Consider the following 15,168-nt stretch of genomic DNA (forward strand, 5'->3'; position numbering starts at 1 on the left):
GCCCGAGTAACGAAGTTGATGTGCTTTGGGTTACGCGTGTGCGATCGCGATCACCGCAACCACGACGGGAGGATCTGCGCGAGCCGCCTCACGGCCCGGTGTTGCAACGCCTTCACGGCGCCCTCGTTGCGGTCCATGAGCTGCGCGACCTCGGACACCGACTTGCCCTCGATGAACCTCAGCACGATGCACTCGCGCTGGTCGTCACCCAGTTGTGAGACGCACCGGAGCAGCTCCGCGTTGGTCGCCTCGGTCATGACCTCCTGCTCCGGGCCGCTCGTCTCCTCGCGGTTGTCCTGGAGCTCGGCGGTCGTGACCTCGAGCCGGTAGCGGCTCGACTTCACGTGGTCGAACACGATGTTGCGGGCGATCGTCACGAACCACGCGCCGACGTCGCGGCCCTGGTAGCTGACCGAACCGATGCTCCGCAGCGCGCGCAGGAACGTCTCGCTGGTCACGTCCTCGGCGAACGCGCGGTCGCCGCCCACCCGGAAGAGGACATAGCGGAACACCATGTCGACGTACTTGTCGTACAGCACTCCGAACGCCCCGGTGTCACCCTCCTGGGCGGCCTTGACGAGCTGCCACGGCTCGTCGGCGGCGTTGTCGTGTCGACCTCCCGTCATGGTCCGGGTGGTCCTGATCGTGTTCGGTCGTGCCCGCGCGGTCATCGGCTCGCGGCACCTCCACAGAGTCGCCGTGGCGGCAGCATACGTGTTGTTACTCCGTAGTAGGTAGCGGACGGGGTTGCGACGGGGAGACGCGCGAACCGCGGCTTCATGACGCCCGTCACGCGTGGAACACTGCTCCAAGCGTTCAGTTGTTCATGAGGAGGCCATGGTGACTTCCGCTCGCAATGTCTCAGATCTGGTCCGTGCCTCGGCACAGCGGGGACCCAGCCACGTCGCACTGGTCGACGTCGCGAGCGGAAAGAGCCTCACGTGGAAAACAATCGACTCCGCGACCGATGCTTTCGCCCGCCATTTGGCTGATTCGGGCCTCCGATCGGGCGACCGCGTGGCGTTACGGCTCCCCACGGGCCCCGAGTTCGTGGTCGCGGTGTTCGGGGTCCTGCGCGCGGGTGGCGTCGTGGTGCCCACCGGCCCCGGCAACCCGCCGCGCGAGCTCCAGCGGATCCTCGCCGACTCGGGTGCCCGGTTCCTGGTCGGCGACGGCGAGGGGGCCGACGCGCACGTCCTCGACCTCCCGGACGTCACGGCCACCGCGGAGCCGTTCGAGGCCGTCGGCGGCGGTGAGGACCTGGCGGTGCTCGGCTACACGTCGGGCACGTCCGGCGTGCCGCGCGGCGCGATGCTGTCGCACCGGGCGCTGCTCGCGAACGTCTCGCAGTGCGCCTCCCTGCGCCCCGCCCCCGTCACGGCGGGCGACAGGGTGCTGCTCGCGCTGCCGCTGTTCCACGTCTACGGCCTCGGCCCCGGCCTGCTGCAGGTGGCGGGCGCCGGCGCGACGGCGGTCCTGCTGGAGCGCTTCGAGCCGTCCACCGCTCTGGACGTCATCGAGGAGCACCGCGTCACGACGATGGTCGGCGTGCCGCCCATGTACCGGGCGCTGCTCGCGCACCCGGTCGAGGTGCTGCGCGAGAAGCTCGCGACCGTCCGCCTGTTCACCTCCGGCGCGGCCCCGCTGCCCGCGAGCGTCATCGCCGAGATGCGCGGCGTGATCGGCATCCCGGTCTACGAGGGCTACGGCCTGACCGAGACCGGCCCCGTGCTCACGTCCACGCTGGTCGGCGGCGTGCCGAAGCCGGGCTCGGTGGGCAGGGCGCTGCCCGGCGTCGAGATCCGGCTGGTCGACACGGACGGCTCGGTGCTCGACATCGACGAGGACGAGCCCGGCACGGGCCTGGTGTCCGCGAAGGGCGACAACCTCTTCAGCGGCTACTGGCCCGACGGCGCGCACGGCCCGGACTCCTCCGGCTGGTTCCGCACGGGCGACGTCGGCTTCATCGACGCCGACGGCGACCTGCACCTGGTCGACCGCGCCGGCGACCTGATCATCGTCAACGGCTTCAACGTCTACCCGCACGAGGTCGAGCAGGTCGTCTGCGAGATGGAGCAGGTCCTGGAGACCGCGGCCGTCGGCGTGCCGGACGAGAAGACCGGCGAGTCGGTGAAGGTCGTGCTCGTGCTGCGCGACGGCCAGGAGCTGACGCCGGAGGACGTCGTGGCCCACTGCGCGGCGCGGCTCGCCAAGTTCAAGGTGCCGACGAAGGTCGAGTTCGCCCCGGCGCTGCCGCACTCGCCGACCGGCAAGCTGGCCCGCGCCTTGCTCCGCAGGCCCCTGGGAGCATGACGGCATGACCCACCACGTGACGTTGATGAGCCGGGTGTCGTGCCACGCCTGCGAGGAGGCGGCGGCCGAGATCGAGCGGATCTGCGCCGACACGGGCGCCACCTGGTCCGTCGAGGACGTCGACTCCGACCCGGAGCTGCGGGCCGAGTACGGCGACCGGGTGCCGGTGTTCCTCGTGGACGGCGCGGAGCACGGGTACTGGGAGGTGGAGGAGGACCGCCTGCGGGCGGCCCTCGCCTGAGCCCGGGTGGTTACCGAGCCCTTACGGCTCACGCGAACCAGGGCCCGCCCGGTGTCGAATTGAAGGCATGAAGCCCGCCAAGGCCGCCCTGACCGGACTGCTCGCCCTGCTCGCCGCGCTCGCGGCCGGGCACCTGGTGGCGGCGTTCGTGGGCCTGAGCGCCTCGCCCTACCTGGCGGTGGGCAACGCGTTCATCGACCTCACGCCGTCGTGGCTGAAGGACTTCGCCGTCAGCACGTTCGGCACGGCGGACAAGCTGGTGCTGCTCACCGGCATGGCGGTCGTCCTGGTCGGCATCGGGGCCGGCGCCGGGCTGGCCAGCAGGAACAGCCCCGCGCCGGGATCGCTGGTGGCCGTCCTGCTCGGGTTCGTCGGGGTGGTCGCGGTCGCCACGAGGCCCGACGTCGGCGCGCTCGCCGTCCTGGCGCCGGTCGCCAGCGCGGCCGCCGGCGTCTACGTGTTCCGCTACCTGCACAAGGAGGCGCGGGAGAGCGCGAGCAGGCGCGACTTCCTGATCACGGCGGGTCTCGCGGTCACCGCGGGGGTCGTGGGCCAGGTCTTCGGCAGCCGGACCGACGTCGAGGGCAGCAGGCGGGCCGTCGGCGATCTCACGCCGAAGGTCAAGGCGCCCGAGATCCCCGTCGGCGCCGACTTCGTGCGGGACGGCACGCCGAGCTTCATCACGAGCAACGAGGACTTCTACCGGATCGACACCGCGCTGAGCGTGCCCCGGATCCGGGCCGAGGAGTGGGCACTGCGGGTGCACGGGATGGTCGAACGGCCGATGGTGCTCTCGTTCGAGGAGATCCGCGGCCGGGACCTCGTCGAGGAGACGGTGACCCTGACCTGCGTGTCCAACGAGGTCGGCGGCCCGTACACCTCCACGGCGAACTTCATCGGCGTCCGGATCGGCGACGTGCTGCGCGAGGCCGGTGTGAAGGCCGGCGCCGACCAGCTGTTCAGCACCAGCGACGACGGCTTCACGGCCGGCAGCCCGCTCGACTACGTCCTCGAAAAAGGGCTCATCGCGATCGGCATGAACGGTCAGCCGCTGCCCGCCGAGCACGGCTTCCCGGCGCGGCTCGTCGTGCCGGGCCTGTACGGCTACGTCTCCGCGACGAAGTGGGTCACCGACCTCGAGGTCACGACGTTCGCCCAGGACCAGGGCTACTGGATCCCGCGCGGCTGGGCGACGCGGGCGCCGGTCAAGGCGTCCTCCCGCATCGACCGGCCCGCGCGCAACGGCGAGGTGCGGGGCAGGACGGTCATCGCCGGCACGGCCTGGGCCCAGCCCAGGGGAGTGGCGAAGGTCGAGGTCCGGATCGACGGCGGGCCGTGGCGGGAGGCGCAGCTCGGCGCCGACGTCAGCGACACCACCTGGCGGATGTGGCGCGTCGAGCTCGACCTGCGGCCGGGCAGTCACACGGCCGAGTGCCGGGCCACCGACAAGTCCGGGGCCACCCAGGACCAGGCCCGCCTCGACCCCGTTCCCGACGGTGCGACGGGATGGCACTCGGTCACCTTCACCGTCGAGTAGGCGCTCACCCCGTAGTGATCATGAACGACGGAAGTGCTGGTCACGCCCTGTGACCGGGGCCCGCGCCACCGATCATCGACTTTGTGCATCCGTTCACAAGCGGTACGGTGTGCACATCACCAACGCCGCGGATCCCTGCGGTGGAGCACACCCGGAGGTCGGAGAGCGTGGCAGCACAGCGGGGCGAAGGTGAGACGACCACCACCCCTGCGGAGCCTGCCGACAGGGAGCGCGCTCGTGCGATCCCCGAGGCGGCCGTGGCCCGGCTCGCCGTGTACCTCCGCGTGCTGTCCGGCATGGCCGACCAGGGCGTCACGGCGGTCTCCAGCGAAGAGCTGAGCCAGGCCGCGGGCGTCAACGCGGCGAAGCTCCGCAAGGACCTGAGCTACATCGGCAGCTACGGCACGAGGGGCGTCGGGTACGACGTCGAGGTCCTCGTGAGCCACATCGAGCGCATCCTCGGCCTCACCCGCAACCACTCGGTGGCCGTCGTCGGCATCGGTAACCTTGGTCACGCTCTCGCGAACTACGGCGGGTTCCCCGGCCGGGGCTTCCCGGTCACCGCCCTCTTCGACGTGGACGCCGATCTCATCGGAATCCCTGTTGGGGGCATCCCCGTCAACCACATCGACGACATCACCGCCGTCTGCCTCGAGCGCGAGGTGTCGATCGGCGTCATCGCCACGCCGCCGCCCGCCGCTCAGTCGGTTTGCGACCGTTTGGTATCTGCGGGCGTCCAGTGCATTCTGAACTTCGCACCAGTTGTCCTCCAAGTTCCAGACAACGTCGAGGTGCGCAAGGTTGACTTGGCGGTCGAGATGCAGATCCTGTCGTTCCACGTCGCTCGACGTGCGGACGAGGCTGCCAGCGTCTCGGTCGGCAACAACGGACTCGGTGTGGACGGGATGGTGATTCGCCCGTGAGCGTGAGCCAGACGGCTCCGGCAGACGTGGTGAGTGCATGAGCGTGCTAGCAGTCGGGCTTTCGCACCGCACCGCCCCCGTCCCGGTCCTGGAACGCGTCACCGTGGCAGAGCCGGACCTGCCCAAGGTTCTCGGCCAGCTCCTCGCCGCCCCGAGCGTCTCCGAGGCGATGGTCGTGTCGACCTGCAACAGGGTCGAGGTCTACGCCGTCGTCGAGTCGTTCCACGGCGGCATGTCCGAGGTCGTCGACGTCCTCGCGCAGCACGCCCAGATCGAGCCCCAAGCGCTCTACGAGCACTTCTACGTGCACTACGCCGCCGCTGCCGTCGAGCACCTGTTCTCCGTCGCGGCCGGCCTCGACTCGATGGTCGTCGGCGAGTCCCAGATCCTCGGCCAGCTGCGCGGCGCGTACGCGGCGGCGGACGAGGCGGGCACCGTCGGCAGGACCGTCCACGAGCTCACCCAGAACGCGCTGCGCGTCGGCAAGCGCGTGCACGCCGAGACCGGCATCGACCACGCGGGCGCGTCGGTCGTGTCCGAGGCCCTCGCCGACGCCGAGACCGCGCTGGGCACCCTCGTCGGCAAGCGGGCGCTGCTCGTCGGCGCCGGCGCCATGGGCGGGCTCGCCGCCGCGCACCTGCGCCGCGCGGGCATCGGCGAGGTCGTCATCGCGAACCGGACGCAGGCCAACGGTGTGCGTCTCGCCACGTCGCTCAAGGTCGAGGGCGTGCCCTCGACGGCCGTCGACCTCACCGCGCTGCCCGTCGAGATCGACCTCGCGGACATCGTCTTCGCGTGCACCGGCTCGGTCGGCACGACCGTCCGCGCCGACATGATCGGCAAGCGCTCGCGGCCGCTGGTCGTGTGCGACCTGGGCCTGCCCAAGGACGTCGACCCGGCCGCCGCCGAGCTGCCGAACGTTCGTGTGGTGGACCTGGAAACGCTGCAGCGGCGCCTCTCCGACGCCCCCGCGGGCCAGGACGCCCGCCTGGCGGCCCGGCTGGTCGCCGACGAGGTGAAGGCCTACCTCGCGGGCCAGCGCTCCGCCGAGGTCACGCCGACCGTCACGGCCCTGCGCAAGCGGGCGGCCGAGGTGGTCGACGCCGAGCTGCTCCGCCTCGATTCGCGGCTTCCCGAACTGGACGCCGCGACACGCGGTGAATTGGCCAAGACGGTGCGCCGCGTTGTAGACAAGCTCCTGCACACGCCGACCGTCAGGGTGAAGGAGCTCGCCTCCGCCCCTGGTGGCACCGGCTACGCGGAGGCTCTCCGCGAGCTCTTCGGGCTCGACCCCCAGACGCCTGGGGTTGTCAGTCAGACCAAGTCTTCTGTGGATGGTGAAACGCGGTGACCCGCACCCTACGGATGGGTACCCGAGGCAGCGCCCTGGCGCTGGCGCAGACGGGTACCGTCGCCGAGGCCCTCAGGGCCGCCGGCGCCCAGGTCGAGATCGTCGTCGTCAAGACGCCGGGCGACCTCTCCGACGCGCCGATCGCGCAGATCGGCATCGGTGTCTTCACGTCGGCTCTCCGCGACGCGCTCGCGAACGGTGAGATCGACATCGCCGTCCACTCCTACAAGGACCTCCCGACCGCGCCGGACCCCCGTCTCGTGCTCGCGGCCGTGCCCCAGCGCGAGGACCCGCGCGACGCCCTCGTGGCGCGCGACGGCCTCACGCTCGGCGAGCTGCCGCCGGGGTCCACCGTGGGCACGGGCTCCCCGCGCCGCGCGGCCCAGCTGGAGGCGTTGGGCCTCGGGCTGAACATCGTCCCGTTGCGCGGCAACGTGGACACGCGCATCGGCAAGGTCCGCGGCGGTGAGCTCGACGCCGTGGTGCTGGCCCGTGCCGGCATCGCGCGCCTGGGTCGCGTCGGCGAGATCACCGAGACGCTGGAGCCCATCCAGATGCTTCCCGCGCCCGCACAGGGCGCGTTGGCAGTCGAGTGCCGGGTCGACGACGTCGACGCCGAGCACCTGATCCAGTCCACTCTGGACGATTCGGCCAGCCGGGCCGCTGTGACCGCCGAGCGCGCCATGCTGGCCGCGCTCGAGGCGGGCTGCAGCGCGCCGGTCGGCGCGCTGGCCGATGTGGTGGAAGACCTCGACGACGAGGGCAAGGTCGTGTACCGACTTTCCCTGCGCGGGGTCGCAGCGACGCCGGAGAACGATCTCCTCCGCGCGTCCGCCACCGGTGACTTGACCGAAGCTGAGGGACTCGGCCGGGCGCTGGCCGCCGAGTTGCTCGACCTCGGGGCCGCGGTTCTCAGCGGTCCAGAGGCGTAATCGATGGGGAGTGCCCTGATGACCCGCGCACGCAAGACCCCCGGACGCGTCGCCTTCGTGGGCTCCGGCCCCGGCGACACCGGGCTGCTCACGGTCCGGGCCCACGACTTGCTCACCAGGGCTGAACTCGTGGTCACCGACCCGGACGTCCCCGCGGACGTCCTCGCGACCGTGCCGGAGGGAGTCGAGGTCCGCCCCGCCGTCGGCGAGTCCGCCGACGTGGCCAAGGACCTGGTGAACGAGGCGAAGAACGGCGCCACGGTCGTCCGCCTCGTCGCGGGTGACCCGCTGACGCTCGACTCGGTCGTCAAGGAGGCGCAGGCCGTCGCGAAGTCGACGATCCCGTTCGACGTCGTCCCCGGCGTGCCCTCGGGCACCGCGGTCCCGGCGTACGCGGGCGTCGCGCTCGGCGGTGTGCACACCGAGGTCGACGTGCGCGCGGTGACGGACTGGGCGGGCCTCGCGGCCTCGCCCGGCACGCTCGTGCTGCACGCGACCGGCTCGCACCTCGCCGAGGCCGCGTCGAACCTGGTCGAGAACGGCCTCGCGCCGCAGACCCCGGTCGCCGTGACCGCCGAGGGCACGGGCTTCCAGCAGCGCACCGTCGACACCACGCTGGCCGCCGTCGCGGCCGACGCCGGTGAGATGGGCGGCCCGCTGGTCGTCACGGTCGGCGCCGCCGCGGCCGCGCGCTCCAAGCTCTCCTGGTGGGAGTCGCGGGCGCTGTACGGCTGGCGGGTGCTGGTCCCGAGGACCAAGGAGCAGGCCGGCGCGATGAGCGAGCGCCTGCACTCGCACGGCGCGATCGCCGTCGAGGTGCCGACGATCTCCGTCGAGCCGCCCCGCAGCCCCGCGCAGATGGAGCGCTCGGTCAAGGGCCTCGTCGACGGCCGCTACCAGTGGGTCGTCTTCACCTCGACCAACGCCGTGCGCGCCGTGTGGGAGAAGTTCCGCGAGTTCGGCCTGGACGCCCGCGCGTTCTCCGGCGTGAAGATCGCCTGCGTCGGCGAGGCCACGGCCGCGAAGGTGCGCTCGTTCGGCATCATCCCCGAGCTCGTGCCGTCCGGTGAGCAGTCGTCCGAGGGCCTGCTGAACGACTTCCCGCCCTACGACGACATCCTGGACCCGGTCGACCGCGTGCTGCTGCCGCGGGCCGACATCGCCACCGAGACGCTGGCCGCGGGCCTGCGCGAGCGTGGCTGGGAGATCGACGACGTGACGGCGTACCGCACCGTGCGTGCGGCCCCGCCGCCCGCCGACACCCGCGAGATGATCAAGTCCGGTGGTTTCGACGCGGTGTGCTTCACCTCCTCGTCGACCGTGCGGAACCTGGTCGGCATCGCGGGCAAGCCGCACGCCCGCACGCTGGTCGCGTGCATCGGCCCGCAGACCGCCGAGACGGCGCGGGAGTTCGGCCTCCGGGTCGACGTGCAGCCCGAGGAGGCGAACGTGCCCGCGCTGGTCGACGCGCTGGCCGCCCACGCCGCCCGGTTGCGCGCCGAGGGAGCGCTGCCTCCGCCGCGCAAGACCAAGCGCCTGCGCAGGAGCTAGAACACACTGAAGCCGTCGGGGCCACTCAAGATCCTTTGGGTGGCCCCTTCGACTCTCTCGAGGTCAGGGAGTCTCCCGATGTACCCACTTCACCGGCCGAGGCGTCTGCGCACGACGCCCGCCATGCGCCGCCTGGTCTCCGAGACCGAGGTGCGCCCCCGCCAGCTCGTGCTGCCGATGTTCGTGAAGGAAGGCCTGGCGGAGCCGGCCGGGATCAGCAGCATGCCGGGCGTTCTGCAGCACACGCGCGACTCGCTGCGCAAGGCCGCGGTCGAGGCCGTTCAGGCGGGTGTCGGCGGCATCATGCTGTTCGGCGTCCCGGCCGAGCGCGACGCCGTCGGGTCCGCCGGCACCGACCCGGACGGCGTCCTCAACGTCGCGCTGAACGACCTGCGCGCGGAGCTGGGCGACAGCACCGTCCTCATGTCGGACTGCTGCCTCGACGAGTTCACCGACCACGGCCACTGCGGCGTGCTCGCCGCCGACGGCACCGTCGACAACGACGCCACGCTGCAGGCCTACGGCGAGCTGGCCGTGGCCCAGGCGCGCGCCGGCGCCCACGTCGTCGGCCCCAGCGGCATGATGGACGGCCAGATCGCCTTCATCCGCAACGCCCTGGACGCCGCGGGCTTCACCGGCACCGGCATCCTCGCGTACGCGGTGAAGTACGCCTCGGCGTTCTACGGCCCGTTCCGCGACGCCGTCGAGTCGCAGCTCGCGGGCGACCGCAAGACCTACCAGCAGGACCCCGCGAACGCCCGCGAGGCGATGCGCGAGGTGCGGCTGGACCTCGCCGAGGGCGCGGACATGGTCATGGTCAAGCCCGCCCTGCTGTACCTGGACGTGCTGCGCGCGGTCGCCGAGGTCTCGGACGTTCCCGTTGCGGCGTACCAGATCTCCGGTGAGTACGCGATGATCGAGGCCGCCGCCGCGAACGGCTGGATCGACCGGGAGCGCTCGATCCTCGAGTCGCTCACGTCCATCCGCCGCGCCGGTGCGGACATCGTGCTCACCTACTGGGCCGTGGAAGCCGCCCGGTGGCTGGACCGGTAGCCACCCCCGTCCCGAAGCTGGTCGACGTCGCGCGCTGGCTGTGGATCGCCGGCGCGTGCGTCGGCATGACGCGGTTCGTCGCGGAGCTCTTCGACCGCGAGACCCTCGTCGCCGAAGCACGCCGCCAGAACCCCGCACTGGGGCAGGACCAGGTCGACGCCGCCGTCGACCGCGGTGTCCTCTTCGGACTCGTGGTCGCGGCCGCGTTCCTGCTCGTGTACACGAGGCTGGCCAACAGGATGGCGCACGGCCGCAACTGGGCCAGGGTCGTGCTGACGGTCCTGGGCGTCGCGTCCGTCGCTTTCGGACTGTTCCGGCTCGTGGCGTGGGTCAGCGGCGCCGCGGGCGTGGAGATGCGGCCGCTCGACCTGGCCGTCACGGTGGTCACCGCGGTGCTCGAAACGACGGCGGTCGTGCTGATGTACCGGGTGCCCGGGCACTTCCGGAAACGCGGCGCGGTGGACAGCGCCTTGCCGCGCACCTAGGTTTCGACCGTGAAGTCACCGAAGGAACCGGGCACCCCCCGCGCGATCACCGCGGGCTACTGGCTCGTCGTCGCCGGCTCCGCACTCGGCGTGCTGTCCGCGTTGTACATGGCCTTCAACACCGACCTGCTGGTCGACGCCGCCGTCAGGGCGAACAGGGACCCGAAGATCACGCGGGACATGCTCGTCTCGAGCACGACCGTCGTGGTCGTCGTCTCGCTGGTGGTCACGCTCGTGCTGGCCGGGCTCGCGGTGTGGTTCGCGGGCAAGGTGCGGTCCGGGCTGAAGAAGAGCCGCACCGGCCTGATGATCACGCTGCTGATCGGGCTGTTCTTCCAGATGATCACGAACGTGCTCGGCGTCGTGACCGCCCTGGTCGCCGTGTCCGGACTGGTGCTCTTCTACTTCCGGCAGTCGAGCGACCACCTCACCGAACGCGGGCAGGCGGCGTGAAGGAGGACGTTCCCCGGCCCGTCCGCATCGCGGTCGGGCTCTGGCTCGCGAACGCGGTCTTCGTCGTGTTCACCACGGCGGGGCTGTGGTTCCAGCGCGGTGAGGTCCAGCAGCTGACGAACTGGACGTCCGGGCAGGTCACGAGCTTCCTGACGACGCTGTCGGTCGTCGCGCTGGTCTTCGTCGCCGCCTACGCGTGGCTCACGAGGCTCTTCCTCAAGCGCAAGAACTGGCCGCGGGTCGCGCTGTCGTTCATCGCGGTCCTGCACATGATCTGGATCCTGTTCCTCGGCGTCAGCGCGTCCAACCTGGTCACGTTGCTGCTCATCTGCGCCGCGATCGTCTTCACGTGGCAGGCGCGTACGGCACAGTGGCTGGCGGAGGTGCGTGAGCAGTGACCCAACCGCACGACCCGTGGGCGAACCCGGGCGACGACGTCCAGTGGCAGAACCCGGCGGGCGCCTACCCGGTGGCGCCGCAGCCCGGCGGGCAGTACCAGGTGAGCCACGTCGGGCAGGAGAGCTTCTCGATGGCGCCGCTGCCGCCGGTGCAGCCCTACGAGATGGCCCCGCCGAGGCCCGCCACGATCACCGCGGCGGCGTGGACCTGGATCGCGGGCGCCGTGCTGTCCGTGGCCGTGCTGCCGGTGATGCTGCTCACCAACGCCGACTTCTTCGTCAACGGCGACAGGGTGCTCTCCGAGGAGGACCGCCAGGCCGGCGAGCTCGGGCTGCGGGTGATGGCGACGTTGTTCGGCTTCGCCATGCTCGTCGCCGCCGCGCCGTACGTCGCGTTCGCCATCGTGCTGCGCAACGGTCAGAACTGGGCGCGGATCCTGCTCACCATCCTCGGCGTGCTCGGGATCCTGTCGATGATGGCCATCACGTTCATCGCGGTGGGCGGGGAGGTGTGGCAGCCGGCCGTGACGATGACCATCGTGACGACGGGGCTGACCGTCGCCGCCCTCGTGCTGCAGTTCCTGCCCGCGTCGAACAGGTACGTGCGCTAGTGCTCTACCGCGAGTCGGGCAGCAGCTGGTGGCCGTTGCTGTGGGGACCGGCGTTCGCGGTGGCCGGGTACCTCGTCGAGCTCTTGACCGGGCCCGCGTCCGTGGCCCTGTGGACCATCGTGGGCCTCGGGCTGACGCTCGGCGCGGTGCTGTGGGTCCACGGCCGGGTGAAGACCGGCAGCGTCGTGCTGACGGCCGAGGAGGCCCAGTTCGGGCGCGAGAAGATGCCCGTCGCGATGATCGAGGCCTGCTCGGACGTGGGCGCGCCGGCCGGTGCGCGGGTGCTCGGCGGCGGGTGGTCGGTGCCCAAGGGGACGACCGCCGTGCCGCTGCGGTTGCGCGACGGCGCGGTGGTGCTGGGCTGGGCGCGTGATCCGGATGCCTTCCTCGCGGCGCTGCGCCGGGTCGTGAGAAGGTGAGCGGCGTGACAGAGGCCGTGACCGAGCCGGAGACCGTCGTGGAGGAGCCCGAAGAGGCGCCGCCGGCCGGCCCGGGCCTGCACCAGCCCAAGCGGTGGCTCATCGCCGCCGGCGAGGTCGTCGCGATCGTCCTGCTGGTCGTCGCCGCCGTGTGGTGCTGGAACCGCGGTGTCGTGCGCCTCGAGTACCCCGGCGACGGCGGCGCGTCGCTGACCTCCACGCGCCTGTACGGAAACTGGCTGGGCACCGCCGCCGGCGCGGTGACGCTGGCCGTGGTCCTCGCCCTCGACGCCGTGCGGCAGGGCCTGCTGGCCGTGCGCACCCGGCCGCAGAAAGCCGCCGACTCCGACATGTGAGACTGGGATCGTGACTGCGAGTCGATCCCAGGCCCTGTTCGAGCGCGCGTCGACGCTGACCCCCGGCGGGGTCAACTCTCCGGTGCGGGCGTTCCACTCCGTCGGAGGCACTCCGCGCTTCATGGTGCGCGGCGAGGGCCCGCACCTGTGGGACGCGGACGGCAACCGGTACGTCGACCTGGTGGCCTCGTGGGGTCCGATGATCCTCGGGCACGCCCACCCGGCCGTGGTCGATGCGGTGCGGGAAGCGGCCTCCTCCGGGCTGTCGTTCGGCACGCCGACCGAGGGGGAGATCGACCTCGCGGCCGAGATCGTCGACCGCGTCGAGCCGGTCCGGCAGGTCCGCCTGGTCAACTCGGGCACCGAGGCCACGATGAGCGCGATCCGCCTGGCCCGCGGCTTCACCGAGCGCCGCAAGGTCGTCAAGTTCGCCGGCTGCTACCACGGCCACGTCGACGCGCTGCTCGCCCAGGCGGGCTCCGGCGTCGCGACGCTCGGGCTGCCCTCGTCGCCGGGTGTCACGGGCGCGCAGGCCGAGGACACGATCGTGCTGCCGTACAACGACATCGAGGCCGTGCGGGCGGCGTTCGCCGAGAACCCCGGCGAGATCGCCTGCGTCATCACCGAGGCCGCGGCGGGCAACATGGGCGCCGTCGCGCCGGGGGCCGACTTCAACCAGGGCCTGCGCGACCTGTGCGACGCCGACGGCGCGCTCCTCGTCATGGACGAGGTCATGACGGGCTTCCGCGTCTCGCGCGCCGGCTGGTACGGCCTCGAGCGCGTGCGCGGCGACCTCTACACGTTCGGCAAGGTCATGTCCGGCGGCCTGCCCGCGGCGGCGTTCGGCGGCCGCGCGGACGTCATGGCGCGGCTCGCGCCCTCCGGCCCCGTCTACCAGGCCGGAACGCTGTCCGGGAACCCCGTGGCGGTCGCCGCCGGCCTGGCCACGCTGCGCGCGGCCGACGACGACGTCTACGCGGCCCTGAACCGCAACGCGACCCGCCTGGGCGCGCTCTTCACCGCCGCGCTGACCGACGCGGGCGTCGAGCACCGCGTGCAGTTCGCCGGGAACATGGTGAGCGTGTTCTTCGGTTCCTCGGAGGTGAAGGACTACGCGGGCGCCCAGGCGTGCGAGACGTGGCGCTTCCCGCCGTTCTTCCACGCCCTGCTCGAACGAGGCGTCTACGCCCCGCCCTCGGCCTTCGAGGCGTGGTTCGTGAACGCCGCCATGGGTGAAGAGGAGTTCGCCGTGATCGCCGACGCACTGCCGCACGCGGCCCGCGCCGCCAAGGAGGCCCGCCAGTGAGCCGCACCACCGTCCACCTGCTCCGCCACGGCGAGGTGCACAACCCGACCGGCATCCTCTACGGCCGCATCCCCGGCTTCAAGCTGTCCGAGCGCGGTCAGAAGCAGGCCCTGACCGTCGCCGAACACCTGGCGGACCGCGACATCGTGCACGTCGTCGCGTCGCCTTTGGACCGTGCACAGCAGACCGCCGCCCCCATCGCCGACTCGCACCGGCTGGAACTCGCGACGGACGAGCGGCTGATCGAGGCCGACAACCAGTTCGAGGGGCTGAAGGTGGCCGTGGGGGACGGTGCCCTGCGCTCCCCCCAGCACTGGCCGAAGCTCGTGAACCCGTTCCGGCCGTCGTGGGGTGAGCCGTACATCGAGATCGCCCACCGGATGCTGGGAGCCGTGCAGAAGGCCCGGTCGCTGGCCGAGGGGCACGAGGCCGTGTGCATCTCCCACCAGCTGCCGATCTGGACCGTGCGCCGGTTCCTGGAGGGCAAGCGGATGTGGCACGACCCGCGCCGGCGCGAGTGCTCGCTGGCTTCTCTGACCTCGCTCGTCTTCGAGGGCGAGCAGCTGGTCCGGATCGCCTACACCGAGCCCGTCGGGGCCACCAACCCCAGGGTGACCGGGGCATGAAGCGCCTCCTGGTCCTGCTGTTGCTGCTGGCGGGGTGCGCCACCGGCAAGGACGTCGCCCAGATCGGCGCCGGCGAGTTCTACCTCGTGGCACCCGGCGGGCAGGTGAAGATCCGGTACGCGGCCGGCGAGCGGAAGCCGTTGACGGGGCTCGAGGGGGAGTCCCTGATGGAGGACGGCCGGACCGTCCGGCTGTCCGACTTCGCCGGGAAACCCGTCGTCATCAACATCTGGGGTGCCTGGTGCGGACCCTGCCGCACCGAGGCCCCGGAAATGCAGAAGGTCTTCGACTCCGGGACCCAGGTGCTCGGGGTCGACGTCAAGGAGACGTCGAAGGCCCAGCCGCGGGACTTCATGCGGGACCGGTCGCTGACCTACCCGTCCATCTACGATGCTTCTTCTCGTAGTTTTGTGAACGTGTTCCGGGGGTTGCCCGCCAATGCCGTTCCCTCCACTTTCGTGGTGGACAAGGAGCATCGGGTGGCCGCTGTTTTCCTGGTACCTGTTCTGGCTTCCGACCTGCAGGGTGTTGTGGACGAGCTGGCTCGGGAATGATCTTGTCGGGGGTTCTGGGTAGGTTGTGTTGCGAGGGGTCCTGAGGGTGGGGGAACGCC

General features: G+C 71.5%; 18 protein-coding genes. 17 read left to right on the forward strand and 1 reads right to left on the reverse strand.

What is annotated here, in order from left to right; genetic code table 11:
• Nucleotides 1–50 precede the first annotated feature (50 nt).
• Nucleotides 51–671: a sigma-70 family RNA polymerase sigma factor gene (locus V1227_RS30345; protein WP_442916386.1), complete on the reverse strand. Its 621-nt coding sequence runs from the start codon at nucleotides 669–671 to the stop codon at nucleotides 51–53.
• Between the two features lie 166 nt (nucleotides 672–837).
• On the opposite strand from V1227_RS30345, the gene V1227_RS30350 reads away from it, so the two are divergent.
• From V1227_RS30350 to V1227_RS30430, 17 genes are all read left to right on the forward strand, one after another.
• Entirely contained in the window at nucleotides 838–2,313 is a 1,476-nt protein-coding gene (locus tag V1227_RS30350) for an AMP-binding protein (RefSeq protein WP_329788767.1), read from the forward strand.
• 4 nt (nucleotides 2,314–2,317) lie between these two features.
• Nucleotides 2,318–2,554, forward strand: a complete 237-nt coding sequence (locus tag V1227_RS30355; RefSeq protein WP_090094592.1) for a glutaredoxin family protein — start codon at nucleotides 2,318–2,320, stop codon at nucleotides 2,552–2,554.
• Between the two features lie 67 nt (nucleotides 2,555–2,621).
• On the forward strand, nucleotides 2,622–4,091 hold the full coding sequence (locus tag V1227_RS30360) for a molybdopterin-dependent oxidoreductase (protein WP_329788768.1): 1,470 nt from the start codon (nucleotides 2,622–2,624) through the stop codon (nucleotides 4,089–4,091).
• 167 nt (nucleotides 4,092–4,258) lie between these two features.
• Nucleotides 4,259–5,014: a redox-sensing transcriptional repressor Rex gene (locus V1227_RS30365; protein WP_442916387.1), complete on the forward strand. Its 756-nt coding sequence runs from the start codon at nucleotides 4,259–4,261 to the stop codon at nucleotides 5,012–5,014.
• Nucleotides 5,015–5,051: 37 nt separating this feature from the next.
• Entirely contained in the window at nucleotides 5,052–6,365 is a 1,314-nt protein-coding gene (locus V1227_RS30370; protein WP_329788769.1) for a glutamyl-tRNA reductase, read from the forward strand.
• The gene (gene hemC, locus V1227_RS30375; protein WP_236222049.1) at nucleotides 6,362–7,297 is read left to right on the forward strand and encodes a hydroxymethylbilane synthase; all 936 of its coding nucleotides are present in this window, start codon (nucleotides 6,362–6,364) and stop codon (nucleotides 7,295–7,297) included. Before V1227_RS30370 ends, hemC begins: the two co-directional genes overlap by 4 nt.
• Before the next feature lie 18 nt (nucleotides 7,298–7,315).
• Entirely contained in the window at nucleotides 7,316–8,848 is a 1,533-nt protein-coding gene (locus V1227_RS30380) for a uroporphyrinogen-III synthase (RefSeq protein ID WP_236222047.1), read from the forward strand.
• 78 nt (nucleotides 8,849–8,926) lie between these two features.
• A complete protein-coding gene (gene hemB / locus V1227_RS30385) occupies nucleotides 8,927–9,901 on the forward strand; it encodes a porphobilinogen synthase (RefSeq protein ID WP_329788770.1) in 975 nt (324 codons plus the stop codon).
• Entirely contained in the window at nucleotides 9,886–10,386 is a 501-nt protein-coding gene (locus tag V1227_RS30390) for a hypothetical protein (protein ID WP_329788771.1), read from the forward strand. Before hemB ends, V1227_RS30390 begins: the two co-directional genes overlap by 16 nt.
• A 9-nt stretch (nucleotides 10,387–10,395) precedes the next feature.
• Nucleotides 10,396–10,839 (forward strand): hypothetical protein, encoded by a 444-nt coding sequence (locus V1227_RS30395; RefSeq protein WP_329788772.1) that lies wholly within the window; start codon nucleotides 10,396–10,398, stop codon nucleotides 10,837–10,839.
• Nucleotides 10,836–11,237: a hypothetical protein gene (locus V1227_RS30400; protein WP_329788773.1), complete on the forward strand. Its 402-nt coding sequence runs from the start codon at nucleotides 10,836–10,838 to the stop codon at nucleotides 11,235–11,237. The genes V1227_RS30395 and V1227_RS30400 overlap by 4 nt, the downstream gene beginning before the upstream one ends.
• Nucleotides 11,234–11,848 carry a hypothetical protein gene (locus V1227_RS30405; RefSeq protein WP_329788774.1) on the forward strand — a complete coding sequence of 205 codons (615 nt, stop codon included), beginning with the start codon at nucleotides 11,234–11,236 and terminating at the stop codon, nucleotides 11,846–11,848. Before V1227_RS30400 ends, V1227_RS30405 begins: the two co-directional genes overlap by 4 nt.
• Complete coding sequence (locus V1227_RS30410) at nucleotides 11,848–12,267, forward strand: hypothetical protein (RefSeq protein WP_329788775.1); 420 nt, start codon at nucleotides 11,848–11,850, stop codon at nucleotides 12,265–12,267. Before V1227_RS30405 ends, V1227_RS30410 begins: the two co-directional genes overlap by 1 nt.
• 5 nt (nucleotides 12,268–12,272) lie before the next feature.
• The gene (locus tag V1227_RS30415; RefSeq protein ID WP_329788776.1) at nucleotides 12,273–12,623 is read left to right on the forward strand and encodes a hypothetical protein; all 351 of its coding nucleotides are present in this window, start codon (nucleotides 12,273–12,275) and stop codon (nucleotides 12,621–12,623) included.
• Between the two features lie 10 nt (nucleotides 12,624–12,633).
• A complete protein-coding gene (gene hemL, locus V1227_RS30420; protein WP_329788777.1) occupies nucleotides 12,634–13,929 on the forward strand; it encodes a glutamate-1-semialdehyde 2,1-aminomutase in 1,296 nt (431 codons plus the stop codon).
• Entirely contained in the window at nucleotides 13,926–14,555 is a 630-nt protein-coding gene (locus V1227_RS30425) for a histidine phosphatase family protein (RefSeq protein ID WP_329788778.1), read from the forward strand. Before hemL ends, V1227_RS30425 begins: the two co-directional genes overlap by 4 nt.
• Nucleotides 14,552–15,109 carry a TlpA family protein disulfide reductase gene (locus V1227_RS30430; protein ID WP_329788779.1) on the forward strand — a complete coding sequence of 186 codons (558 nt, stop codon included), beginning with the start codon at nucleotides 14,552–14,554 and terminating at the stop codon, nucleotides 15,107–15,109. The genes V1227_RS30425 and V1227_RS30430 overlap by 4 nt, the downstream gene beginning before the upstream one ends.
• Nucleotides 15,110–15,168 lie beyond the last annotated feature (59 nt).

It is taken from the genome of Lentzea sp. DG1S-22 (genome assembly GCF_036321065.1).
GTDB lineage: Bacteria > Actinomycetota > Actinomycetes > Mycobacteriales > Pseudonocardiaceae > Lentzea > Lentzea jiangxiensis.

Excerpts from the sequence above, each read along its gene's own strand:
- hemB (WP_329788770.1), top strand. The coding sequence starts at position 8,927 with ATGTACCCACTTCACCGGCCGAGGCGTCTGCGCACGACGCCCGCCATG.
- V1227_RS30350 (WP_329788767.1), top strand. The coding sequence starts at position 838 with ATGGTGACTTCCGCTCGCAATGTCTCAGATCTGGTCCGTGCCTCGGCA.
- V1227_RS30345 (WP_442916386.1), bottom strand. The coding sequence starts at position 671 with ATGACCGCGCGGGCACGACCGAACACGATCAGGACCACCCGGACCATG.
- V1227_RS30380 (WP_236222047.1), top strand. The coding sequence starts at position 7,316 with ATGACCCGCGCACGCAAGACCCCCGGACGCGTCGCCTTCGTGGGCTCC.
- V1227_RS30370 (WP_329788769.1), top strand. The coding sequence starts at position 5,052 with ATGAGCGTGCTAGCAGTCGGGCTTTCGCACCGCACCGCCCCCGTCCCG.
- V1227_RS30430 (WP_329788779.1), top strand. The coding sequence starts at position 14,552 with ATGAAGCGCCTCCTGGTCCTGCTGTTGCTGCTGGCGGGGTGCGCCACC.
- V1227_RS30355 (WP_090094592.1), top strand. The coding sequence starts at position 2,318 with ATGACCCACCACGTGACGTTGATGAGCCGGGTGTCGTGCCACGCCTGC.
- V1227_RS30360 (WP_329788768.1), top strand. The coding sequence starts at position 2,622 with ATGAAGCCCGCCAAGGCCGCCCTGACCGGACTGCTCGCCCTGCTCGCC.